This window comes from Amycolatopsis eburnea, from assembly GCF_003937945.1.
Taxonomy (GTDB): domain Bacteria; phylum Actinomycetota; class Actinomycetes; order Mycobacteriales; family Pseudonocardiaceae; genus Amycolatopsis; species Amycolatopsis eburnea.
This window is the reverse complement of sequence record NZ_RSEC01000008.1, coordinates 1-21,634: the sequence shown is the minus strand read 5'-3', so window position 1 is coordinate 21,634 and position 21,634 is coordinate 1. Positions and strand designations below refer to the sequence as shown.

At 71.9% G+C, this 21,634-nt stretch carries 25 protein-coding genes; 10 read left to right on the top strand and 15 right to left on the bottom strand.

Features of this window, described 5'->3' with window-relative positions; genetic code table 11:
• Window positions 1-68: 68 nt before the first annotated feature.
• From EIY87_RS01110 to EIY87_RS01085, 6 genes are read right to left on the bottom strand one after another with little or no spacing between them, the layout of a single operon-like run.
• A complete protein-coding gene (locus EIY87_RS01110; protein ID WP_225439630.1) occupies window positions 69-2,744 on the bottom strand; it encodes a fumarate reductase/succinate dehydrogenase flavoprotein subunit in 2,676 nt (891 codons plus the stop codon).
• Window positions 2,741-3,460 (bottom strand): ABC transporter ATP-binding protein, encoded by a 720-nt coding sequence (locus tag EIY87_RS01105; protein ID WP_125305759.1) that lies wholly within the window; start codon window positions 3,458-3,460, stop codon window positions 2,741-2,743. Before EIY87_RS01105 ends, EIY87_RS01110 begins: the two co-directional genes overlap by 4 nt.
• Window positions 3,457-4,290: an ABC transporter permease gene (locus tag EIY87_RS01100; RefSeq protein WP_125305757.1), complete on the bottom strand. Its 834-nt coding sequence runs from the start codon at window positions 4,288-4,290 to the stop codon at window positions 3,457-3,459. The genes EIY87_RS01105 and EIY87_RS01100 overlap by 4 nt, the downstream gene beginning before the upstream one ends.
• Window positions 4,287-5,675 (bottom strand): ABC transporter substrate-binding protein, encoded by a 1,389-nt coding sequence (locus EIY87_RS01095; protein WP_125305755.1) that lies wholly within the window; start codon window positions 5,673-5,675, stop codon window positions 4,287-4,289. Before EIY87_RS01095 ends, EIY87_RS01100 begins: the two co-directional genes overlap by 4 nt.
• The gene (locus tag EIY87_RS01090; protein WP_125305754.1) at window positions 5,672-5,899 is read right to left on the bottom strand and encodes a 4Fe-4S dicluster domain-containing protein; all 228 of its coding nucleotides are present in this window, start codon (window positions 5,897-5,899) and stop codon (window positions 5,672-5,674) included. The genes EIY87_RS01095 and EIY87_RS01090 overlap by 4 nt, the downstream gene beginning before the upstream one ends.
• Before the next feature lie 11 nt (window positions 5,900-5,910).
• Window positions 5,911-6,627: a GntR family transcriptional regulator gene (locus tag EIY87_RS01085; RefSeq protein ID WP_125305752.1), complete on the bottom strand. Its 717-nt coding sequence runs from the start codon at window positions 6,625-6,627 to the stop codon at window positions 5,911-5,913.
• A gap of 198 nt (window positions 6,628-6,825) precedes the next feature.
• On the opposite strand from EIY87_RS01085, the gene EIY87_RS01080 reads away from it, so the two are divergent.
• Together EIY87_RS01080 and EIY87_RS01075 are read left to right on the top strand one after the other, a co-directional pair.
• Window positions 6,826-7,260 (top strand): SRPBCC family protein, encoded by a 435-nt coding sequence (locus tag EIY87_RS01080; RefSeq protein WP_125305750.1) that lies wholly within the window; start codon window positions 6,826-6,828, stop codon window positions 7,258-7,260.
• Between the two features lie 95 nt (window positions 7,261-7,355).
• Window positions 7,356-8,372, top strand: a complete 1,017-nt coding sequence (locus EIY87_RS01075) for an NADP-dependent oxidoreductase (RefSeq protein WP_125305749.1) — start codon at window positions 7,356-7,358, stop codon at window positions 8,370-8,372.
• Here EIY87_RS01075 and EIY87_RS01070 read toward each other — a convergent pair.
• Entirely contained in the window at window positions 8,369-8,992 is a 624-nt protein-coding gene (locus EIY87_RS01070) for a haloacid dehalogenase type II (protein WP_125305747.1), read from the bottom strand. The genes EIY87_RS01075 and EIY87_RS01070 overlap by 4 nt on opposite strands.
• A gap of 70 nt (window positions 8,993-9,062) precedes the next feature.
• Here EIY87_RS01070 and EIY87_RS01065 point away from each other — a divergent pair, with 70 nt between their 5' ends.
• Entirely contained in the window at window positions 9,063-9,380 is a 318-nt protein-coding gene (locus EIY87_RS01065; protein WP_225439629.1) for an ArsR/SmtB family transcription factor, read from the top strand.
• On the opposite strand, the gene EIY87_RS01060 is transcribed toward EIY87_RS01065, so the two are convergent.
• From EIY87_RS01060 to EIY87_RS01050, 3 genes are read right to left on the bottom strand one after another with little or no spacing between them, the layout of a single operon-like run.
• Window positions 9,364-9,978 carry a pyridoxamine 5'-phosphate oxidase family protein gene (locus tag EIY87_RS01060; protein WP_125305745.1) on the bottom strand — a complete coding sequence of 205 codons (615 nt, stop codon included), beginning with the start codon at window positions 9,976-9,978 and terminating at the stop codon, window positions 9,364-9,366. The two genes, EIY87_RS01065 and EIY87_RS01060, sit on opposite strands and share 17 nt — an antisense overlap.
• Window positions 9,979-10,012: 34 nt before the next feature.
• Complete coding sequence (locus EIY87_RS01055) at window positions 10,013-10,411, bottom strand: VOC family protein (protein WP_125305743.1); 399 nt, start codon at window positions 10,409-10,411, stop codon at window positions 10,013-10,015.
• Window positions 10,412-10,433: 22 nt separating this feature from the next.
• On the bottom strand, window positions 10,434-11,042 hold the full coding sequence (locus EIY87_RS01050) for a TetR/AcrR family transcriptional regulator (RefSeq protein WP_125305741.1): 609 nt from the start codon (window positions 11,040-11,042) through the stop codon (window positions 10,434-10,436).
• Between the two features lie 92 nt (window positions 11,043-11,134).
• On the opposite strand from EIY87_RS01050, the gene EIY87_RS01045 reads away from it, so the two are divergent.
• Window positions 11,135-12,184: an NAD(P)-dependent alcohol dehydrogenase gene (locus EIY87_RS01045; RefSeq protein WP_125305740.1), complete on the top strand. Its 1,050-nt coding sequence runs from the start codon at window positions 11,135-11,137 to the stop codon at window positions 12,182-12,184.
• 20 nt (window positions 12,185-12,204) lie between these two features.
• Here the strand turns inward: EIY87_RS01045 and purU are convergent, their stop codons facing one another.
• The 5 genes from purU to EIY87_RS01020 form a co-directional block, all read right to left on the bottom strand.
• Window positions 12,205-13,080, bottom strand: a complete 876-nt coding sequence (purU, locus tag EIY87_RS01040) for a formyltetrahydrofolate deformylase (RefSeq protein WP_191983900.1) — start codon at window positions 13,078-13,080, stop codon at window positions 12,205-12,207.
• Window positions 13,068-13,544: a maleylpyruvate isomerase N-terminal domain-containing protein gene (locus EIY87_RS01035; protein ID WP_125305737.1), complete on the bottom strand. Its 477-nt coding sequence runs from the start codon at window positions 13,542-13,544 to the stop codon at window positions 13,068-13,070. Before EIY87_RS01035 ends, purU begins: the two co-directional genes overlap by 13 nt.
• Complete coding sequence (locus tag EIY87_RS01030) at window positions 13,441-14,142, bottom strand: DedA family protein (protein WP_125305736.1); 702 nt, start codon at window positions 14,140-14,142, stop codon at window positions 13,441-13,443. The genes EIY87_RS01035 and EIY87_RS01030 overlap by 104 nt, the downstream gene beginning before the upstream one ends.
• A gap of 63 nt (window positions 14,143-14,205) precedes the next feature.
• Window positions 14,206-15,009, bottom strand: a complete 804-nt coding sequence (locus EIY87_RS01025) for a class I SAM-dependent methyltransferase (protein WP_125305735.1) — start codon at window positions 15,007-15,009, stop codon at window positions 14,206-14,208.
• Window positions 14,988-15,494: a DUF2505 domain-containing protein gene (locus EIY87_RS01020; RefSeq protein WP_125305733.1), complete on the bottom strand. Its 507-nt coding sequence runs from the start codon at window positions 15,492-15,494 to the stop codon at window positions 14,988-14,990. The genes EIY87_RS01025 and EIY87_RS01020 overlap by 22 nt, the downstream gene beginning before the upstream one ends.
• A gap of 24 nt (window positions 15,495-15,518) precedes the next feature.
• On the opposite strand from EIY87_RS01020, the gene EIY87_RS01015 reads away from it, so the two are divergent.
• The 6 genes from EIY87_RS01015 to EIY87_RS00990 all read left to right on the top strand — a co-directional run bounded on the left by EIY87_RS01015 (window position 15,519) and on the right by EIY87_RS00990 (window position 21,491).
• A complete protein-coding gene (locus EIY87_RS01015) occupies window positions 15,519-16,574 on the top strand; it encodes a UDP-N-acetylmuramate dehydrogenase (protein ID WP_125305732.1) in 1,056 nt (351 codons plus the stop codon).
• Between the two features lie 159 nt (window positions 16,575-16,733).
• Window positions 16,734-17,909, top strand: coding sequence for a L,D-transpeptidase (locus EIY87_RS01010; RefSeq protein ID WP_125305731.1), 1,176 nt, complete (start codon window positions 16,734-16,736; stop codon window positions 17,907-17,909).
• Between the two features lie 3 nt (window positions 17,910-17,912).
• A complete protein-coding gene (locus EIY87_RS01005; protein ID WP_125305730.1) occupies window positions 17,913-18,728 on the top strand; it encodes an alpha/beta fold hydrolase in 816 nt (271 codons plus the stop codon).
• A 22-nt stretch (window positions 18,729-18,750) separates the two neighbouring features.
• Window positions 18,751-20,055 (top strand): D-inositol-3-phosphate glycosyltransferase, encoded by a 1,305-nt coding sequence (gene mshA / locus EIY87_RS01000; protein ID WP_191983899.1) that lies wholly within the window; start codon window positions 18,751-18,753, stop codon window positions 20,053-20,055.
• The gene (locus EIY87_RS00995) at window positions 20,052-20,564 is read left to right on the top strand and encodes a type III secretion system chaperone family protein (protein WP_086858975.1); all 513 of its coding nucleotides are present in this window, start codon (window positions 20,052-20,054) and stop codon (window positions 20,562-20,564) included. Before mshA ends, EIY87_RS00995 begins: the two co-directional genes overlap by 4 nt.
• Before the next feature lie 69 nt (window positions 20,565-20,633).
• Window positions 20,634-21,491 (top strand): DUF4349 domain-containing protein, encoded by an 858-nt coding sequence (locus EIY87_RS00990; protein WP_125305729.1) that lies wholly within the window; start codon window positions 20,634-20,636, stop codon window positions 21,489-21,491.
• Window positions 21,492-21,634: the final 143 nt, after the last annotated feature.

The following is a 21,634-nucleotide window of genomic DNA, read 5'->3' as shown; positions in this document are numbered from 1 at the left end:
CGCGCGGCCAATGTGGACGACGACCTCTCCGCGCACTGCCGGGTCTGGTGGGGCCCGCCAGCCCGGCCTCAGCCGTCCAACGCCATTCGCGTGTACGCGCGGACATCCGCATCCGAATCGGTCCGACGCGCCCCAAGCCGCGCGGCGACCTCGGGCGACCGCGCCCACTTGCCCAGGGCTTGGACCGCCGCGCGGCGGACGTTCGGGTGCTCGTCCTCCAGTGCGCCCAGCAGCGGTTCCGACGGCTCGGCCAACGCGCCCAGCGCCGTCGCCGCGCCTCGGCGGACCTGCCAGGCCGGGTCCGTCAACGCCGCGAACGCCAGCTGGGGCAGGTCGCCGCCGGTGCCGAGGTCGGCCGCTGCCGTCAAGGCCGCCGCTCGGACCAGCGGGTCCGGGTCGGCGGCCAGTGCCGCCACCGTTCCGGTGGAGCGCGGGTCGCCGATCGTGCCCAAGCCGGCCGCCACCGCGACGCGGACCTCGCGGGACGCATCCGCGGCCGCCGTGGCCAGGGCCGAGGCCGCGTCCAGGGACACCAAGCCGCGGATCGCCTCCAGGCGGACCGCCACCGCCGGGTCGGCCGCGGAGGTCGCGAACAGCTCGGGGTCGCCGAGCCGCAGGGCGCGCAGGACGTCCAGGGCCACCGAGCGCACGTCCGCGTCCGACACCGACAGCGCCGACCGGAGTCCGGTGTCCAAAGTGGATGACGGGGGCAGCACCTCCACCAGCTCCCGGAGGCCGGCCGCCGCCGCGGCGCGGACGCGGGCGTCGATGTCGTGCAGGGCCTTGACCAGCGCCGGGCCGAAGTCGTCCGGGGCCGACTCGGTGAGGACCGCGATGGCCGTCGTCCGGACCTCGGCGTCCGGGTCGGTCAGGTACGGCGAAAGCGCTGCGAGGGACGGCTGCTCCTCCGCCATCGCGACGACCTCCAGCACCCGCGGCGACGAGTGCGTCCGCGCCGGCGCCGCCGACGTGACCGCGTCCGGCGGGGTGTGCCCGCTGAACGCCGTGTGGGTGCCGAGCACCTCGGCCGCGAACTCCGGCACCGAAAACTCCGGAACCGGCACGACGTACGGCGCCACCGGCCGCTTCACGAACTCCATCTCGCCGTCCGGGGTCTTGCGGAGGTCGAGGTGCGCCAGCCACGCCACGTCGTCGCGGCCCGGGTGGTCGGTGCGGTCGTGGTAGAGCCCCCAGCGGCTTTCGGTCCGCACCAGCGACGCCCGTGCCGCCATCTCCGCGCAGTCGCGGATGAACGTCACCTCCGCGCAGCGCATCAGCTCGTGCGGGGTCCGCGCGCCCATGCCGGCGATCTCCCCGGACATCCGCGCGAACGTCTCCAGCGCGATCTCCAGCTTCGCCGTCGTCTTCGGCGGGGCCACGTAGTCGTTGACGAACCGGCGCAGCTTGTACTCGACCTGCTGCTGCGGTGGACCGTCCGGGTTGGACAGTGGCCGGTAGATCAGGGAATGCGCCGCGGCGATCTGGTCCTCGGGCAACGGCACCAGCGGGCGCAACGACGCCGAGGCGTGCGCTCCCGCGAGGTCGCCGTAGACGAACGCGCCGATCATGTAGTTGTGCGGCACGCACGCGAGGTCGCCCGCCGCGTACAGGCCGGGCACCGTCGTGGCGCCGTTCTCGTCGACCCGGACGCCGGACGCCGAATGCCCGCCGCACAGGCCGATCTCGGAGATGTGCATCTCGACGTCGTGCGTGCGGTAGTCGTGACCGCGGGTGGCGTGGAACGTGCCGCGCGTCGGACGTTCCGTCGTGTGCAGGATGTTCTCCAGCGCGCCGAGCGTCTCCTCCGGCAGGTGTGTCAGCTTGAGGTAGATCGGGCCGCGGGCCGAGGAGATCTCGCGCGAGACCTCGGCCATCATCTGCCCGGACCAGTAGTCGCAGTCGACGAACCGGTCGCCCGCGGCGTTGACCTGGTAGCCGCCGAACGGGTTGGCGACGTAGGCGCAGGCCGGGCCGTTGTAGTCCTTGATCAGCGGGTTGATCTGGAAGCACTCGATGCCGGAGAGCTCCGCGCCCGCGTGGTAGGCCATCGCGTAGCCGTCGCCGGCGTTGGTCGGGTTCTCGTAGGTGCCGTAGAGGTAGCCGCTCGCCGGCAGCCCCAACCGTCCACACGGGCCGGTCGCGAGGATGACCGCCGACGCGGAAACCGTGACGAACTCGCCGGTCCGGGTGTTGAACCCGGCGGCGCCGACCGCGCGGCCGCCCGCGGTCAGCACCCGCACCGGCATCACGCGGTTCTCGATCGTGATCCGCTCGCGCATGTGCTTCTGCCGCAGCACGCGGTAGAGCACCTTCTTGATGTCCTTGCCCTCCGGCATCGGCAGCACGTAGCTGCCGGAGCGGTGCACGCGCCGCACGGCGTACTCGCCGTACTCGTCCTTTTCGAACTTGACGCCGTACTTCTCCAGCCGCCGCACCATGGCGAACCCGCGCCGCGCCGTCTGGTACACAGTGGACTGGTCGACGACGCCGTCGTTGGCGCGGGTGATCTCGGCGACGTAGTCCTCGGGCGTCGCCTTGCCGGGGATGACCGCGTTGTTCACGCCGTCCATGCCCATCGCGAGCGCGCCCGAGTGCCGGACGTGCGCCTTTTCCAGCAGCAGCACGTTCGCGCCGTGCTCGGCGGCGGTCAGCGCGGCCATGGTCCCGGCCGTGCCGCCGCCGATCACGAGGACGTCGGTCTCGAAGTGGGTGCGCGTGGCCACCGGGGGTGCTTCGAACGTCACGCCGCCACCAGCCCGTCCAGCACCTCGGCGCGCTCGGCCGCGGCCGCGGGTTCCGCGGTCCGCGGGCTCGACGACCCGACGATCTTCGCCAGCCGCCCGTCGCGGGTCAACACCGCGACGCGGTCGGCCAGGAACAGGGCTTCGTCGACGTCGTGGGTCACGAACACCACCGTCGTCGGCCGCTTGCGCCAGACCTCGACCAGCAGGCGCTGCATCGCCGTGCGGGTCTGCGCGTCGAGCGCGCCGAACGGCTCGTCGGCCAGGATCACCCGCGGCGACCCGGCCAGGGTGCGGGCGAGCTGGACGCGCTGGCGCATCCCGCCGGACAGCTCGCGCGGCAGGTGGTCTTCGTAGCCGGCCAGCCCGACCTGGTCCAGCCACGACTCGGCTTCGGCCCGCCGCCGCGCCCGCGGCACGCCCCGGATGGCCAGCGGCAGCTCGACGTTGCGCCGCACGGAACGCCAGGGGAGCAGCCCGTCGTCCTGGAACACCAGCGCGCGTTCGGCCGAGGTGCCGGTCACCGGGACACCGGCGGACAGGATCCGGCCCGCCGACACCGGCAGCAGCCCGGCGAGCGCGCGCAGCAGCGTCGACTTCCCGCAGCCGGACGGGCCGGTCACGGCGAGGATCTCCGCGTCGGCGACGTCGAGGTCGATGCCGGACAGCACGGTCCGCTGTCCGTAGTGGACGGTCAGGTGCTCGGTGCGCAGCGTCATGAGTTCTCCCCTCGGGGCAGCCAGCGGGTGGCGCGGCGGCCCAGCAGTTCCACGGCGGCCGAGGTGACCCAGCCGAGCAGGCCGATGGTGAGCATCCCGACGATCACGCCGGGGTAGTCGACGACGGTGTAGGCCTGCCAGGTCCGGTAGCCGACGCCGAACTCGCCGGAGATCATCTCCGCCGAGATCACGCAGATCCACGAAACGCCCATGCCGACGGACAACCCGCCGAACACGCCGGGCAGCGCGCCCGGCAGCACGACGTTCCACAGCACCCGCCGCCGCGACCCGCCCATCGTGCGGATCGCGTCCTCCCAGACCAGCGGCAGCGCCCGCACGGCGTGCCGGGTCGAGACCACCACCGGGAAGAACGCGGCGATGAAGGTGATGAACACGATGCCCTGCTCGTTGCTGGGGAACAGCAGGATCGCGATCGGCACCATCGCGATCGCCGGGATCGGCCGCAGCACCTCCAGCAGCGGCTGCACGACGTCGGAGGTGCCGCGCGAGCGCGCGATGGCCGTGCCGAGGCCGATGCCGAACACCGCGGCCAGCGCGAAGCCGGTGACGATCCGGCGCAGGGAGTCGAGCAGGTCCTGGTAGTAGACGGCGGTGCCGAGCTGGTAACCGAGGTCGCGGGCGACCTCGACCGGCGTGGGCAGGCGGTCGAAGTGCAGCCACAGGTCGACGTCGAACGCGGTCAGCACCTCCCACAGCACCAGCGCGGCGACGACGCTGCCGGCGCGGACGGCGAACCGGCCGAAGCGGCGTTTCGGTGGTGAAGGCGGCGCTTCGACCGCGGTGGGTTCGTGCGCCAGGGTCTGGGTCATCGGGACTCCTCCACGGCTTGCGCGTAGCTGACGATCGCGCCCGGGTGCGCGGCGAGGTGGGCGCGGGCGCCGTCTTCGGTGGTGAACGGCAGCAGCGCGCCGCCCGCGTCGCGCACCCAGACGGCCTTGTCCGCGAACCAGCGGGTGCCGGTGGCGGCGTCGGGGACGTAGGCGGCGCGGACCGGCTTTCCCGCGTGCGCCACGGCTTTGAGCAGGCACGCCGGAGTGGCGGCGGGGTGCGTGGCGGTCTCGCCGGCCAGCCACAGCTCGCCTGCGGTCCGCGGATCGGTGACGGCCCGGGCGCACGCCGGGTCGAACCCGGTGACCGGTGCCGGGTTGTCCAATGAGGACACCGCGGTGTCGTAGGCCGGGCCGTAGACCTCCCGCAGGTAGCGGTCGTCGACGAAGGCGCCGAGGTCGAGCCGCTTGATGTTGCCGATCGAGCGCAGGAAGGGCGCGTCGGTCTCGAGGGCGCTGATCAGCGGGTGCTTGAGCGGCAGGTCGAAGGTGACCATGCCGCCCGCTCCGTTGTAGAGGTAGACGACCTCGGGTGGGAGCTTGGTGGCGGCGGCGACCTTCAGCGCCGCGTCCATCGGGTGCTCGTGCAGGTAGTCGGTCGCGTCCCGTTGCGCCCGAAGGAATTCCGTGACGACGTCGTGGTGGCTGTCCGCATAGGACTCCCGGGCGACGACGCCGTGCCACGTGGGCAGCTTCAGCGCCGAGCCGTCGTAGAGCAGCCGCGCCTGGTTCGCGAACACGAGCTGACCGGGCCAGGCCACGAACTGCCCGAGCGCGTCGACCGCGCGGGACTGCAGCCCGGACGCCCCGACCGCGGGCGCCTGGTTCTGGATGTGCACGTCGTCGGGGGTGATCCCGATGTTCTGCAGGGCGTGCACGGTGGTGCCGTGCCCGGCCGAGCCGATGCTGGCCGAGATCTTCTTCCCCTTCAGGTCGGCCAGGGTGCGCGCGGGCGAGCCGGGCGGGACGACGACCATGTTGAGCGCGCCCAGCAGGTTGTAGCCGGTGGCCGCGATCAGCTTGGTGCGCCCGTCGCCGAACTCCTGCGTGCGGGAACCGTTGATCAGCAACGGGTAGTCGCCCATCGAGCCGATGTCGATCTTGCCCGCGACCATCTGCGCGGTGATCGGCGCGCCGGTCGAGTAGTCCTGCCAGGTGACGTGATAGCGCTTTCCGTCCCGCTTGCCGAGCTCGGTCAGGCGCCGCTCGAAGTACCCCAGCGAGCGCAGCAGCGTGCCCGCGGTGACGGTGTTGATCGTCTTCGACTGGTAGCCGATGACGACGTCGACGTCGCTCGACGACGCCGCGTTCGCGGTGCAGCCCGCGGCCAGCAGCGCGGCGGCGAGCAGTAGGCGTGCGGCCTTCATCGCAGCAGGTACGGCATGTTGATGGTCACCGCGCCGGTCGGGCACCGCGCGGCGCACGGCCCGCAGTACCAGCACTCGTCGACGTGCATGTACGCCTTGTCGGTGTCCGGGTCGATGGCCAGCGAGTCGAGCGGGCACATGTCGACGCACAGCCGGCAGCCGTCGAGGCACTTCGACTCGTCGATCGTGACCGGGACGTCGACCCGGTTCGGCACGAGGGGCACGGCGATCTCCTTCAGGAACGGTCGAGGCGGGCCCGCATGGTCAAGCGGTCGCCCCGCAGGCGGATGTACTCGAGGTCGACGGGCCTGCCGTCGGCGAAGTGCGTGAGGCGTTCCCACCGCAGCAGCGCGGCGCCCGGCTGGACGTCGAGGACCGCGGCCGTCTCGGCGTCGGCGTTGAGCGCTTCGACGTCGATGTCGGCGTAGCCCAGCCGCTGCCCGGAGGTCTCCTCGATGAGCGCGAAGACGTCCCGGCCGGCGAGGTCGTGCGCCAGCAGCGGTTTCCCGATCTCCGGCAGCAGGTAGGTGAGGTCGAGCGACAGCGGGACGCCGTCGAGCCTCCGGAGCCGTTCGAGGTAGACGACCTCGGACCGCTCGGGCACGCCGAGCCGGTGCGCCACGACCGCGGGCGCGGGCACCAGGTCCGCGGCCCGGACGTCGTTGGTGACCTCGCCGTGCTCGCGCAGCACCTCGGCGAGCCCGGCCAGCCGGTTGAGCCCGTGCGGGTACTTGTGCCCGACGACGACCGTGCCGACGCCGGGCAGGCGTGCGATCAGGCCGTCGTCGCGCAGCAGCGCGAGGGCTTCCCGCACGGTGTTGCGGGTCGCCGAGAACTCCACCGTGAGGTCCTCCTCGCACGGCAGCGTCTCGTCGGCCAGCACCTGGCGGCGCAGCAGATCCGCGAGCTGCCGGGCGGCGTCGGACCGCGTCCGCCGGGATGTCGTGGGCATGGCGGGGAGGATGGCCAGCGCACGTTAACGCCGTGTTACGCCACTTCCGCGCCGGTGATCAAGCTTCTGACCTGCGAAAACAGGTGTCCAGACCGGACTTCCGCCGCTCACTATCTGGGACGTCCGGGCCGCGTGCGGGAGGTGCGCGTCGCGGTGGAATCGTGGAGTCTGTTCGCGAAGCTCGCCAGGAGGAGTGAAATGGGAAAGGTCACGGCCACCGCGGAGTGCACCATCGACGCCCCGGCCGACAAGGTTCGCGCGCTCGTCGCCGACTACGCCGAGACGCGCCCGAAGCTGCTCACCGAGCACTACCGCGACTACGAGGTCACCGAAGGCGGGGTCGGCGCCGGCACCAAGGCGGGCTGGAAGCTGCAGGCGACGTCCAAGCGGGTGCGGGACGTGGCCGCGACCGTCACCGAGCCGAAGCCGGGGACGCTGGTCGAGACCGACGCGAACTCCAGCATGGTCACCACGTGGACGGTCACCGAAGCGGGTGAAAAGAGCCTGGTGAAGATCGAGACGTCCTGGGACGGTGCCGGCGGCATCGGCGGCTTCTTCGAGAAGACCTTCGCGCCCGGTGGGCTGAAGAAGATCTACGACGGCGTCCTGGGAAAGCTCGCCGAGATCGTGTAGCGCGTCACAATCGGAATGTGCGCCCCGGTTAGCCGGTTGCACCCGGTGGAATCCGGGGCGCCTGCCCCGCTTCGACCGACTTGAGGAGTTCGACGGTGAACGCACCCACCCAGGCGACCGAGATCCGGCTCGCTTCCCGCCCGCACGGCGTCCCCACGCAGGAAAACTTCGAGATCGTGGACACCGAGGTCCCCACCGCGGGCGAGGGCCAGATCCTGGTGCGCAACCTGGTCATGAGCGTCGACCCGGCCATGCGCGGCCGCATGCGGGACGTGAAGTCCTACGCGCCGCCGTTCGAGGTCGGCGAGGTCATGTCCGGCGGGGCGGTCGGCGAGGTCGTCGAGTCGAACGTCGACGGTGTCGAGCCGGGTGACCACGTGCTGCACCAGGCCGGGTGGCGCACGCACGCCGTCCTCGACGCCAAGCGCTTCGTCAAGGTGGACGGCGACGCCGCGCCGCTGTCGACGTACCTGGGCGTGCTCGGCATGCCGGGGCTCACCGCGTACGCGGGCCTGCTGGAGTCGGCCGAGTTCAAGCCGGGTGACACGGTGTTCGTCTCCGGCGCGGCCGGCGCGGTCGGTTCGCTCGTCGGGCAGCTCGCGAAGCTGAAGGGCGCCAAGCGGGTCATCGGCTCGGCGGGTTCGGCGGAGAAGGTCCGCCACCTGATCGACGACCTCGGCTTCGACGCGGCCTTCAACTACAAGGACGGCCCGGTCGCCGAGCAGCTGGCCGAGGCGGCGCCGGAAGGCATCGACGTCTACTTCGACAACGTCGGCGGCGAGCACCTCGAGGCGGCCATCAACTCGATCAACCTGCACGGCCGGATCGCCGTCTGCGGGATGATCTCGCAGTACAACGCCACCGAGGCGACCCCGGCGCCGCGCAACCTCGCGCAGATCATCGCCAAGCGGATCACCATCCGCGGCCTGCTGGTGCTGGACCACTGGGGCCTGCAGCAGCAGTTCGTCAGCGAGATCGCGCCGCTGGTCAAGGACGGGCGGGTCAAGTACTCGGAGACCTTCGTCGACGGCATCCGCAACGCGCCGGAGGCGTTCCTCGGCCTGCTCTCCGGGGCCAACACCGGCAAGATGCTGGTCCGCATCGCCGACTAGAGCAGCTCGGCCAGCTCCGGCAGGGTCGACGCGGTGTAGGTGGGCGCGGGCGAACCGGGCAGCGGGTGGACGCCGGGACGGGTGAGCAACGCCGTCTCGAGGCCCGCCGCCTGGGCGCCCGCGATGTCCCAGTCGTGCGCCGCGACCATCAGCGCCCGCTCACCGGGGTATGCGGCCACGACCTGGCGGTACGGCTCGGGCGCGGGCTTGAGCTTGCCGACCTGCTCGGCCGAGAAGATCCGGTCGAGCAGCGGCGCCAGCCCGGCGTTCTGCAGCTGGGCCTCGGCCGTCGCGAGCGGTGAGTTCGTCAGCGCGACGACGGTGTGGCCGCCTTCACGCAGCTTCGTCAGGCCCGCTTCGACGTCCGGGTGGGCGGGGAGCGAGCGGATGCCGGCGGCGATCTTCGCGAGGTCCACTTCCCGCCCGTGCCGGGCGGCGGCCTCGACCGCGGCTTCGCCGGCGATGCCCGCGAAGTCGCGGTAGCCGCCGGTCGCCGTCACGGTCAGGACGGTGTGGATGGCCAGCCCGAACCACTCGCGCCGCAGCTCGGGGCCGCCGATCAGCGGGTCCATGGCGGTCAGGTCGAGCAGGGTCTCGTTGACGTCGAAGACGCACAGCATGCGGGCTCCGGAGGTTCGAAGGGGGTCGTACCTCTTCGTAAGGTACGACAGCTGTCGTACCATGTCCAGCATGCCCGGTGAACTGCCGATCCCGGAGATGGCCGACGTCGACCTCGGCACCGTCCTCTCCGCCCTCGCCGACCCGCACCGCCGCGCCGTGGTGCTCGAACTCGTCGCCGAGGACGGCGCCGAGCGCGCGTGCTCCTCGTTCCCGCTGCCGATCGCCAAGTCGACCCGGACGCACCACTGGCGCGTGCTGCGCGAAGCCGGTCTGGTCCGCCAACGCGACGCCGGCAACGGCACCTTCGTGCGGCTGCGCCGGGACGAGTTCGACGTGCGCTTCCCCGGGCTGCTCGACGTCGTCGCCGGGATCAGTACTGCTGGGTGAGCGCCCGTTCGTCCAGGTCCGCGTCCAGCTCCGCCGCCGAGATCGGCAGCGCCATCTGGTCGCGCAGGATCGTGCCGAGCGACGGCAGCGCCGACCGGTCCGGCCAGGTCGCCGGGTCCCACAGCGACGAGCGCAGGAACGCCTTCGCGCAGTGCATGTACAGCTCTTCGACCTCGACGACCACCGCGAGCTTCGGCCGCTTCCCCTGCACGACGAGGTCGTCGAAGAACGGCGCGTCCGACACCAGCTTCGCGCGGCCGTTCACCCGGAGCGTCTCGTTCATCCCCGGCACCAGGAACAGCAGGCCGGCGTGCGGGTTGTCGACGATGTTGCGGAAGCTGTCGAGCAGCTTGTTGCCCGGCCGGTCGGCGAGCACCAGCGTCTTCTCGTCGAGCACCAGGACCGAGCCCGCCGGATCGCCCCGCGGCGAGACGTCGCAGCTGCCCTCCGGTGAGGAGGTCGCCAGCAGCACGAACGGCGAGTGCTCGATGAGGGTGCGCGCGTGCTCGTCGATCCGGTCGATGATCTTCTTCTTGGTGCGCTCGGACGTCTCGCCGACGATCTCGCGCAAGGCCTCGTGTGAGTCGATGATCCCCATGGGGTCAAGCTAGCGCCTGGCACCGACAGAAAGCTCAGTCGGCGTCGCGGTGGCAGACGGCTTCGAGCGTGAAACCGAACGGGTCGGTCCAGAAGGTGGCGAAGTAGGGCGGCGGGTACTGGGGGAACTCCCGCGGGGCGTGCAGCACGGTGCCACCGCTCGCCAAGACGTGCTCGTGGACCGCGTGCACCGCGGACCGGGTCTTCACCGTGAACGCGAGGTGCTGCAGCCCGGTCGCGTCCTTGGAGTACGCCGACTCGGCCGCGGCGGGGTAGAAGAACAGGTAGGTTCCCGGCTTCCCGCCCGCGGGCCGGTACGCGACTTCGTCGTCGGTCGCGAAGAACGTCGTGAAGCCGACCAACGGCATCAAGGCGTCGTAGTAGGTCTTGGCCGCCGCCAAGTCCGGCACGTTGATCCCGAGGTGGCCGAGCACCACCGCAGTCTCGCACTTCCCGTCAGGGCTGGAGGCCGGTCCGGCCCGCGATCGCGATCCGCGCGGCTTCCGTGGACTTCTTCACGACCAGGTCCACCGAATACCCGTGCTTCACGAACACGCCGTCGAGCTGGAACGTGCCGTAGCCGTGTGCCTGGGTGAACAGCTGCTCCATCAGCTCCAGCGCCGTCGCCGGGTCCGGGGCGACCGTCAGGCAGCGCATCAGGAACTCGTCGGTCAGCCGCCGGGTCTGTTCGTGCAGCTCGGTCCGCTCGGGGCCGTGCAGGCCGTCGGCGTAGAGGACGTTCATCCCGGCCCGGCGCTCGATCAGGTAACGGGTGTACGCGCCCGCCGCCGCGGCCAGGGCGTCCACCGGGTCGTCGTGCTCGGCCGCCGCCGCGGCGACGCGCTCGGCCAGCTGGCAGGCGATGTTCGCCGCGACCTCGGCCAGCAGGCTCTCGCGGTCGGCGAAGTGCCGGTAGGGCGCGCCGGGGCTGACCTTCGCCCGGCGCGCGACCTCGGCGACCGAGAAGCCGGCGAGGCCCTGCTCGGCGATGAGGTCCAGTGACACGCGCACGAGCTCGCCGCGGAGGTCGCCGTGGTGGTACTTGCCGCCCATGACCTGGATCACATCTCTCGTTCGAAATATGTAAGACAACTCTTACGTCGAACATGTAAGAGGCCTCTTACGGGGTCCAACGGTACTTGAACACGGAGGGTTCCATGAGCACGACCACGAACGCCATCGCCGCTCCGGCGCCCGGCGCGCCGCTGGCGCCGACCACGATCGAGCGCCGTGACCTGCGTGCCGACGACGTCCTGATCGACATCGCCTACGCCGGTATCTGCCACAGCGACATCCACCAGGCCAAGGAGGACTGGGGCCAGGCGATCTTCCCGATGGTCCCGGGCCACGAGATCGCCGGCGTCGTCGCCGCGGTCGGGTCGGGCGTCACGAAGTACCGGGTCGGCGACCGCGTCGGCGTCGGCTGCATGGTCGACTCCTGCGGGGAGTGCGAATACTGCCTGGCGGGCACCGAGCAGTTCTGCGTCAAGGGCAACGTCCAGACCTACAACGGCGTCGGCTTCGACGGCGAGAACACCTACGGCGGCTACAGCAACCAGATCGTCGTGAAGGACGCCTTCGTCTGCCGCATCCCGGAGGGCATCGACCTCGACGTCGCCGCGCCGCTGCTGTGCGCGGGCATCACCACCTACTCGCCGCTCAACCACTGGGGCGCCGGCCCCGGCAAGAAGGTCGCCGTGATCGGCTTCGGCGGGCTCGGGCACATGGGCGTCAAGATCGCCGCCGCGATGGGCGCGGAGGTGACCGTGCTGAGCCAGAGCCTCAAGAAGCAGGAAGACGGCCTCAAGCTCGGCGCCACCGACTACTACGCGACCAGCGACGAAGCCACGTTCGACGTCCTGCGCGGGAAGTTCGACGTCATCCTCAACACCGTCTCGGCCAAGCTGCCGGTCGACGCCTACCTGAGCCTGCTCAAGGTCGGCGGCGCGATGGTGAACGTCGGCGCGCCCGGCGAGCCGCTGTCGTACAACGCCTTCTCGCTGCTGGGCGGCAACAAGGTGCTGGCCGGCTCGATGATCGGCGGCATCGCCGAGACCCAGGAGATGCTGGACTTCTGCGCGAAGCACGGCATCGGCGCGGAGATCGAGACGATCCCGGCGGACAAGGTGAACGAGGCCTACGAGCGCGTCGAGAACTCCGACGTGCGCTACCGGTTCGTCATCGACGCTTCGACCATCGGCGCGTGATCGAGGGCACGGCAACCGCGTCAGAACACCACGGTGCGGTTGCCGTGCACCAGCACGCGGTTCTCCAGGTGCCACCGGAGACCGCGGGCCAGCGTCACCTTCTCGATGTCGCGGCCCTTGCGGACCATGTCCTCGACCGAGTCGCCGTGGCCGACGCGGATGACGTCCTGCTCGATGATCGGGCCCGCGTCGAGGTCCGCCGTCACGTAGTGGCAGGTCGCGCCGACCAGCTTCACGCCGCGCGTGTGGGCCTGGTGGTACGGCTTCGCGCCGATGAACGACGGCAGGAAGCTGTGGTGGATGTTGATCGCGCGGCCGGCCCAGTCGCGGCACAGGTCCGCGGGCAGGATCTGCATGAACCGGGCGAGCACCACCGCGTGCGGGTCGTGCTCGTCGACCAGCTTGCGCACCTGCTCGAACGCCGCTTCCTTGCCGCCGGCCGGGAACGGCACGTGGTGGAACGGGATGCCGTGCGCGCGGGTGATGTCGGCGAGCGACTCGTGGTTGCCGATCACCGCCGCGATGTCGACGTCGAGCTCGCCGGACGCGACCCGGCCGAGCAGGTCGTACAGGCAGTGCCCGGCCTTCGAGACGAGCACCACCGCGCGGCGCCGCTCCCCGGTGTCGCTGACCTGCCAGCTCGACTCGGCGGACAGGTCCGCGGCCACCTCGCCGAACCGGGCGCGCAGCCCGGCGGCGTCGAACGGCAGCGAGTCGGCGCGGACGACCTGGCGGGTGAAGAACCAGCCGGTGTCCGGGTCGGTGTGGTAGGCCGCTTCGACGATCCAGCCGCCGTGCTCGGCGAGGAACCCGGAGATCCGGGCGATGATGCCGGTGCGGTCGGGGCAGCCGAAGGTGATGACGTAGCGGCGTTCGGGAGCGGTCACGTCCCGCATTCTCCCCGCGCCGGCCGGACCGCCGGGAGCCGGTCCCCGCCGCGGCACCCGGCCGAACCCGGCAGCACGACGGCGCAGACGAGTTCGCCCGCGCCCGGGGCGAACTCGGGGGACAGGCGCGCCGGCACCGGCCGGGCGAGCGCGGATTCGGCGTCAAGGCGGTGGATCGCCGTGGCGTGGGCCAATCGGCCGGTCCACGGCGATCCCGGGTTCCGCACCAGGGCTTCGCGCAGGGCGAGGCGCTGCCCGTCCCACCACCCGAGCACGTCTGCCCAATCCGGTGGCGGCGTCGGCGGCAGTGGCCGGTCCAGCACCAGGCCGATCGCGGCGCAGTGCACGGAAGCGATGTGCGTCACCAGGTCATGGACAGTCCACTTCGGACAGTTCGGCACCGGAGCCGCCGGGCCGGCTGTCAGTGCCGCCCGCTTCAGCGCGTCGGCGTGGACGTCGATCGCTTCGAGCATGGGCCGACCGTAGCCGCCGCCCGGCTTCGATGGCGAAGACCAGGCCCAGGCCGAGGCTGAAGGACAGCAGCAGGCCCTTGCCCGGTTCGTCGGCGAAGGCGGCGCCGCCGGCGAGGCCGATCAGCACGCTGTAGACCGCCCAGATCGCGGCGCCGGCGAGGTCGAGCGGCACGAACCGGCGCAGCGGGTACCCCAGGCTGCCGTTCGCGAGCGAGCTGGCGACGCGGCCGCCGGGCAGGTAGCGGGCGGCGATGATGAGCAACCCGCCGTTGCGCCGCACCTGGTCGCGCGCCCACGCGTAGCGCCGCTGCCCCTCGGGCCCGCGCTGCAGCCGCGCGATCGCCCGCGGCCCGGCGGACCGCCCGACGGCGTACCCGAGGCAGTCACCCGCCCACGCCCCGCCGGCCGCGACGGCGGCGAGCAGGGTCAGCTGCGCGGGATCGGGCCCGAGCAGGACCGCGACGGTGACGACGGTCGTCTCGCTGGGCATGAAGGGCAGCAGCGCGTCCAACCCGGACACCGCGAAGACGACCACCCACAGCCACGGCGAGCCGAGCGCGCCGCGCAGCAGCTCGGTGACCTGCCCCAGGAGTTCCACGGCTCAATGGTGATCACCGCAGGTCACTTCGGGGTGACGCAGCGGGGGTACCCCGGTGAACGTTCAAGGCGCGGGCGCGACCGAGGCCCAGGGGACCGTCACCTCACCGAGCCGGATCCGGGACGGCGGGCCCAGCACCGGCCAGCCGCGCGCGGCCAGCAGCCGGACCGTCTCCAGCCAGCGCGAGCGGACGCCGAACGCCTGGTGCGGCGCCGCCGTGGCCCAGCAGGTGTCCAGCGCCGACAAGAAGGCGTGCACCCGCTCGCCCGGCACGTTCCGGTGGATCAGCGCCTTCGGCAGCCGCTCGGCGATCGTCGACGGCCGGTCCAAGCCCGCCAGCCGCATCGACAACGTCAACGACACCGGGCCGGCCGCAGCCACCAGGGCCCACGTCGAGAGCCGCCCGATCTCGTCGCACGTGCCCTCGACCAGCAGCCCGCCCGGGGCCATCGAGGCCAGCACCAGATCCCACGCGCCCGCGACCTCGTCCTCCGCGTACTGGCGCAGCACGTTGAACGCCCGCACCAGCACCGGCCGCGTCCCGGCCAGCTCGAACCCGCCGCGGCGGAAGTCCAGCAGCGGCGGTGACGCGGCAGGCAACGCGGCCGCGACCCGCACGGGGTCCAGCTCCAGGCCCAGCACCCGCACGTCCGGCCGCACCCGCCGCAGCCAGCGGGCCAGCTCGACCGTCGTCACCGGGGAAGCGCCGTAGCCGAGGTCGACGACCAGCGGGGAGGCAGCCGCGCGCAGCAGCCGGGACGTGGCCGGCGCCGACGCGATCCACCGGTCGACCCGGCGCAGGCGGTTCGGGTTGGTCGTGCCGCGGGTCGGCGCGCCGACCGGGCTCAGGCGGCTCCGGCCAGCCACTTCGCGGTGAATTCGGCTTCGCGCTCCAGCAGCTTGGTGACCTGCTCGGCGATCACGGTCTCCAGCTTCCCGCCGAACAGCGGGATCCGGACGGTCACCTCGCCGCTCGTCCGCAGCACCGTCTTGCCGTCGCCGGCCAGCACCGCCGTCCGCGCGACGATCTCGCCCGGGACGCCGCCGACCTCGACCGTGGCCTGGCCCTGGTGGCCGGTGCCGTCGTTGCTGACGCGCCAGGTCTGCGTGCGGGTCACCAGCAGGTCGCCCTTGTGCAGCGTCCGGACCGCCGACGGGAGCTTGTCCGCGCTGATCCCCTGCCGCAGCTGGTACCGCAGGTCCGTGCCCGAGACCTCGTACGCCAGCAGCGCCGCGTCGTGCCCGCCGAGCTCCGCCAGCCGCGCCCGCAGCGCGTCCTCGCCGGACACCGCGGCGTAGACGGCGGCGACGTCGGCGGCGAACTCAGCGCGGTGCTCGATCCGGGATCCCATGAGCCGGACAGTACCGTCAGACGGGTGAACACCGCCCCGACTCCCGCGCTCCCGCAGCTCTCGGCGTACACCACGTTGCGCCTCGGCGGCCCTGCCCGCCGGCTCGTCAGCGCCGTGACCAGCGAAGACCTCGTCGAGGCCGTTCGCGCCGCCGACGCGGCGGGCGAGCCGGTGCTGCTGCTCGGCGGCGGCTCCAACCTGGTGGTCGCCGACGCGGGCTTCGACGGCACCCTCGTCGAGGTCGCGAACACCGGCTGGCGCCGGGACGGGGACGTCGCCGAGGTCCAGGCCGGCCAGAACTGGGACGCCTTCGTCGCCGCGCTGGTCGAGGCCGGGCTGGGCGGACTCGAATGCCTCTCGGGCATCCCGGGCAGCGTCGGCGCCACGCCGATCCAGAACGTCGGCGCGTACGGCTGCGAGGTCGCGGAGTCCCTGGTCAGCGTCGACGTCTACGACCGCGTCTCGCGCGAGGTGCGCACGCTCAAGGCCGACGAGCTGGGCTTCGCCTACCGCACCAGCGTCCTCAAGGGCACCGACACCGGCGTCGTCCTCTCGGTCCGCTTCGAGGTCCGCGAAGACGGCCTTTCCGCGCCCATCCGCTACGCCGAACTGGCGCGCACGCTCGGCGTCGAGATCGGCGCCCGCGTCCCGGCGGCCGAAGCGCGCGAAGCCGTGCTGAAGCTGCGCCGCGGCAAGGGCATGGTGCTCGACCCGGCCGACCACGACACGTGGAGCGCGGGCTCGTTCTTCACCAACCCGATCGTCCCGTCCGCCGAGGCCGAAGCGGTCCTCGCGCGGATCACGGCGGCCGTCGGCTCGGAGGTCCCGCAGTACCCGGCCGACGGCGGCATCAAGCTCTCGGCCGCCTGGCTGATCGAGCGCGCCGGCTTCGCCAAGGGTTACCCCGGGCCGGGGAACCGCGTCTCGCTGTCGACGAAGCACACGCTCGCGCTGACCAACCGCGGCGGCGCGACGACCGAAGACCTGCTGGCGCTGGCCAGGGAGGTCCGCGACGGCGTCCGGCAGCGGTTCGGCGTCTCGCTGCACCCCGAACCGCTCTTGATCAACTGCGGCATTTGAGCCGAACCGGGCAACCTGGACGGGGCCAGGACGTCTTTGTCGACAAAGGGCGTAGCCACCTGATCGGATGGTCTTTACCTTTCGACAGGTAACGTCGGGCGGGTCACCAGCGCTAAGGGCGTGGAACCGCTGGTCGGCGGGGGAACTCGGGAGGTTTCGGTGATCGGACGGCGCACGGTCTTCAAGGCCGCACTCGCGGCTGGGGCCGCACTGGCCGCCGCGGCGTGTTCGAGCACGAACGACGGCACCGCGCTGCCCACCGGGGCGGCGGGCGCCGACGGCGAGAGCGCCCAGCCCGTGGCGAAGATCACGGCCGAGCCCGCGGTCAACGCGAAGGACGTCTCGGTGCTCGCGCCGGTCGTGATCAAGGTCGCCGAGGGCAAGCTCACCGAGTGCAAGGTGACCGCGGACGGCGGCAAGGCCGTCAAGGGCGACACCGCGCCCGACGGGCTCACCTGGACCAGCTCCGAGCCGCTCGGCTACGGCAAGACCTACACCTACGCCGCCAAGGCCACCGGCACCGACGGCAAGCCGGCCGAGCTCACCGGCACGTTCACCACGATCAGCCCGGCCAAGCAGGTCCGCGCCACGCTCAACCCCGCGGACAACCAGACGGTCGGCGTGGCCATGCCGATCAGCGTCAAGTTCGCGTCGCCGGTCAAGGACCGCAAGGCCGTCGAGAAGGCCCTGTCCGTGAAGACGGACAAGGACGTCGAAGGCGCCTGGGGCTGGCTGTCCGACAGCCAGGTCGACTACCGGCCGAAGGAGTACTGGCCGCAGAACATCACCGTGAGCGTCGAGGCGAAGCTCTACGGCGTCGAGCTCGGCGGCGGCGCGTACGGCAAGGCCGACGTCACCACGAAGTTCAAGATCGGCCGCAACCAGGTCGTCAAGATCAGCACGCCCGAGCACCAGATGCACGTCTACCGCGGCGGCTCGCAGGTCAAGAGCTACCCGTGCGCGAACGGCCTGGACGCCGAGGTCGACCGCAACACGCCCAACGGCACCTACATGATCATGAGCAAGGAGCCGTCGGCGATCTTCGACAACGCGCGCTACGGCTACACGAACGTCAACAAGAAGTGGGCCTGCCGGTTCTCCAACCACGGCGAGTTCATCCACGAGAACCAGGACAACGCGGCCAACATCGGGAAGAACAACAACTCCCACGGCTGCGTCAACCTGCTGGAAGCCGACGCCAAGGACTACTTCGACTCGGCGCTGATCGGCGACCCGGTCGAGATCACCGGCTCGAAGCTGGGCCCGCCGATGAACTCCGACGTCAAGGACTGGAACTACAGCTGGGCGGCCTGGCAAGGGCTGGGTGCGAAGTAACCCGTGCGCACCGAAGTCGCCGGCCACGGCGGGGTCCGGCTCGGCCTGCGGGCCGGAGGAGCCGAACACGGCAAGCCGATCGTGTTCGTGCACGGCTGGGCGCAGTCGGCGGGCTGCTGGGCGGCCCAGTTCGCCGACCCGGCGCTGACCGAGCGGTTCCGGCTGGTCGCGGTGGACCTGCGCGGTCACGGCACCTCCGACGTCCCGGCAGCGGGCTACGACGACCCGCGGGTCTGGGCCGACGACCTGGCCGCGGTGCTCGACTTCGCCGGGCCGGGCGCGATCGTCGTCGCCTGGTCCTACGGCGGCCTGGTGCTGATGGACCACATCCGGGTGCACGGCACCGCACGGCTGGGCGGCCTCGTGCTGGTCGGGGCCATCACCGAGATCGGCCGCGACCGGGCGGGCGGGCGCGTCGGGCCGCTGATGCGCGAGCACATGCGGGCGATGCTTTCCGACAATTGGGACGAAGCGGTTCCCGCTCTCACCGAGTTCAGCCGGGGAATGGCCGCCGGGCCGGTACCCGGCGCGCAGGCCCAGGCCATGCTCGGGGCTTCTCTCAGCGTGCCGCCCGCAATTCGTTCGGCGCTCTTCCGCCGGGACATCGGCAGCGAAGAAGTGCTGGTCACGGTGGACAAACCGGCTCTGGTCGCGCACGGAACGGCCGACCGCGTGATCGAACCCTCGGTGGCCGAACACGCACTCGGGAAGATTCCGGGTGCCGTCGGGCGTTGGTTCGCTGACGGGGGGCATGCGCCCTTCGCCGAGTCCGCGGCCGAGTTCGACGCGGTGCTGCGGCAATTCGCCGAGGAATGCTGAAGTACGCAGGAGACGTGACCAGGTGACCAGCTCCATCCGGGGGTTCCGGGCCGCGCCGCGCCGGATAGCGGTGCTGTCCGTCCACACTTCCCCGCTCGAACAGCCCGGCACCGGCGACGCCGGCGGGCTCAACGTCTACGTCAGCCAGACCGCGACCGAGATGGCCCGCCGCGGCGTCGAGGTCGAGGTCTTCACCCGCGCGACCGCGTCCGACCAGCCGCCGGTGGCCGAGCTGGCGCCCGGGGTGACCGTGCGGCACGTGCAGGCCGGGCCGTTCGAGCCGCTGGGCCGGGACGAGCTGCCGGCGCAGCTTTGCGCGTTCACCTCCGGCGTGCTGCGGACCGAGGCCTTCCACGAGCCGGGGCACTACGACCTCATCCACTCGCACTACTGGCTCTCGGGGCAGGTCGGCTGGCTCGCCCGCGACCGCTGGTCCGTCCCGCTGGTGCACACCGCGCACACGCTGGCGAAGGTGAAGAACGCCGCGCTCGCCGAGGGCGACAAGCCCGAGCCGCGCACCCGCGTGATCGGCGAGGAGCAGGTCGTCGCCGAGGCGGACCGGCTGGTGGCCAACACCGCGGTCGAGGCGCGCCAGCTCATCGAGCTCTACGACGCCGAGCCGCACGCGGTGCACGCCGTGCCGCCGGGCGTCGACCTCGAGCGCTTCACGCCGGGTTCGCGGCAGGCCGCCCGCGACGCCCTCGGCCTGGCCGCCGACGACGTCGTGCTCGCCTTCGCCGGCCGCATCCAGCCGCTGAAGGCGCCGGACGTGCTGCTGCACGCCGCGGCCGCGCTGCTGCGCCGCCGTCCCGAGCTGGCTCCGCGCCTGGTCGTGCTGGTCGTCGGGGGTCCGTCCGGCTCCGGGCTGGAGCAGCCGCAGGCGCTGCGCGAGCTGGCGGTCTCCCTCGGCATCGAGGCGCAGGTGCGGTTCCTGCCGCCGCAGCCGGGCGAGCGCCTCGCCCGGGTCTTCCGCGCCGCCGACGTCGTCGCGGTGCCCAGCTACAACGAGTCGTTCGGCCTGGTCGCGCTGGAGGCGCAGGCCTGCGGGACACCGGTGGTCGCGGCCGAGGTCGGCGGGCTGCCGGTGGCGGTGCCGCACGGCGTGTCCGGCCTGCTGGTGCCGGGCCACGGCGCCGAGGAGTGGGCGGACGCCTTGGCCGCGGTCGCGCTGCGCCCGGACCGGCGCGCCGAGCTCGGTGCCAACGCCGTCGTGCACGCCCGGCGGTTCTCCTGGCGCCGCACGACGGACGCGCTGCTGGACATCTATGCTCAGGCCACCAGCGCGTTCCGGCAGGCGCTGGAACTGCGCGCGGAGGTGGCGGTGTGAGCCTGGACCAGCTGATCCAGTCTACTTTGGACTCGGCGGAGCTGAAGTACGACAAACGCGGTCCCGGCAAGTACTTCGTCACCCTGCCCGGCACGAAGAAGCTGCAGACCAACGCGTGGCTGGTCGACGGCGACCACGCGTTTTCGGTGGAGGCCTTCGTCTGTCGCCGCCCCGACGAGTCCCATGAGGACGTTTACCGCTTCCTGTTGCAGCGCAACGCGAAGCTGTACGGCGTGCACTACACAGTGGACAGTCTGGGCGACATCTACCTGGTCGGCCGGTTCGGCAAGGAGACGATGTCCGCCGACGAGCTGGACAAGGTGCTCGGCCAGGTCCTCGAAGCCGCCGACGGCGACTTCAACACGCTGCTCGAGATCGGCTTCGCGACGTCGATCAAGCGCGAGTGGGACTGGCGCGTCTCCCGCGGCGAGTCGCTGGCCAACCTCCAGGCGTTCAAGCACCTCGTCGCCCCCGAGCGGCCGCACGAACCGGGCTTGACCGAGTCGTGACCATGGCCGTGCAACGGCCCTGAACCGGACATCCGTCTCACCGCCAGTCGAACTGGAGGGAGAAGCAGGATGCGGACTCGATGGAGAGCGGCGCTCGCGATCACGGCGGCGGCGCTGGCGCTGGCCGGGTGCTCGGCGGCGGAGAACGGGGCATCGTCCACGGCGGACAGTGCCGGCGTCGCGCCCGCCGTCCCGAAGCAGGGGACGAGCGGCAAGGCGGAATCGAAGGTGACCCCGCCGCAGGCGGGCGCCACCGACCGGAAGCTGTCCCGCAGCGCGCGGCTGGAGCTGACCGCGACCAAGGTCGTCGACGTCGTCGCGCAGGCCCGCGGGATCGCGCTGGGCGCGGGCGGCTACACCGGGCAGGAGAGCACGGGCGAGGAGTACGCGACGCTCAGCCTCGCGGTGCCGGCGGACAAGCTCGACGGCGCGCTCGACCAGCTCTCGCACCTGGGCACGAGCCTGGTGAAGCGCGAGCTGAACACCCAGGACGTGACCGAGCAGGTCGTCGACGTCGAAGCGCGGCTGCAGACGCAGCGGGCGTCGGTCGAGCGGATCCGCGCGCTGCTGGCGAAGGCGACTTCGGTGTCGGAGATCGCCTCGGTCGAGAGCGAGCTGACCAGCCGCGAGGCGACGCTGGAATCGCTGGAGCAGCAGCGGAATTCGCTGGCGGGCAGCGTCGCGATGGCGACGGTGGCGATGAGCATCCGCAGCGTGGCGGCGCCCCCGCCGCCCGCCGAGGACCACAGTGGATTCCTGGGCGGCCTGGCCGGCGGCTGGGACGCGTTCCTGACCTTCGGCGGTGGCGTGCTGACGGTGCTCGGCGCGATCGCGCCGTTCCTGCTGATCGTGGGCCCGCTGGCCTGGGCGGGCTGGTGGCTGAACCGGCGCCGCCGCGCGGCCCGGCCGGAGCCGACCGAGGTGTGAGCGAGCCCGCCGCGATGGCCGTGTGGTCCGCCCGGCGCCGCGGGGATGCCGTGAAAGGGATGCTCCTATGGATGTCGAGGGGTGAGTTCGAGGCCGTTTGCGGTGATGATCCGGTAGAGCTCCCGGGCGATGTAGCGTTTGAG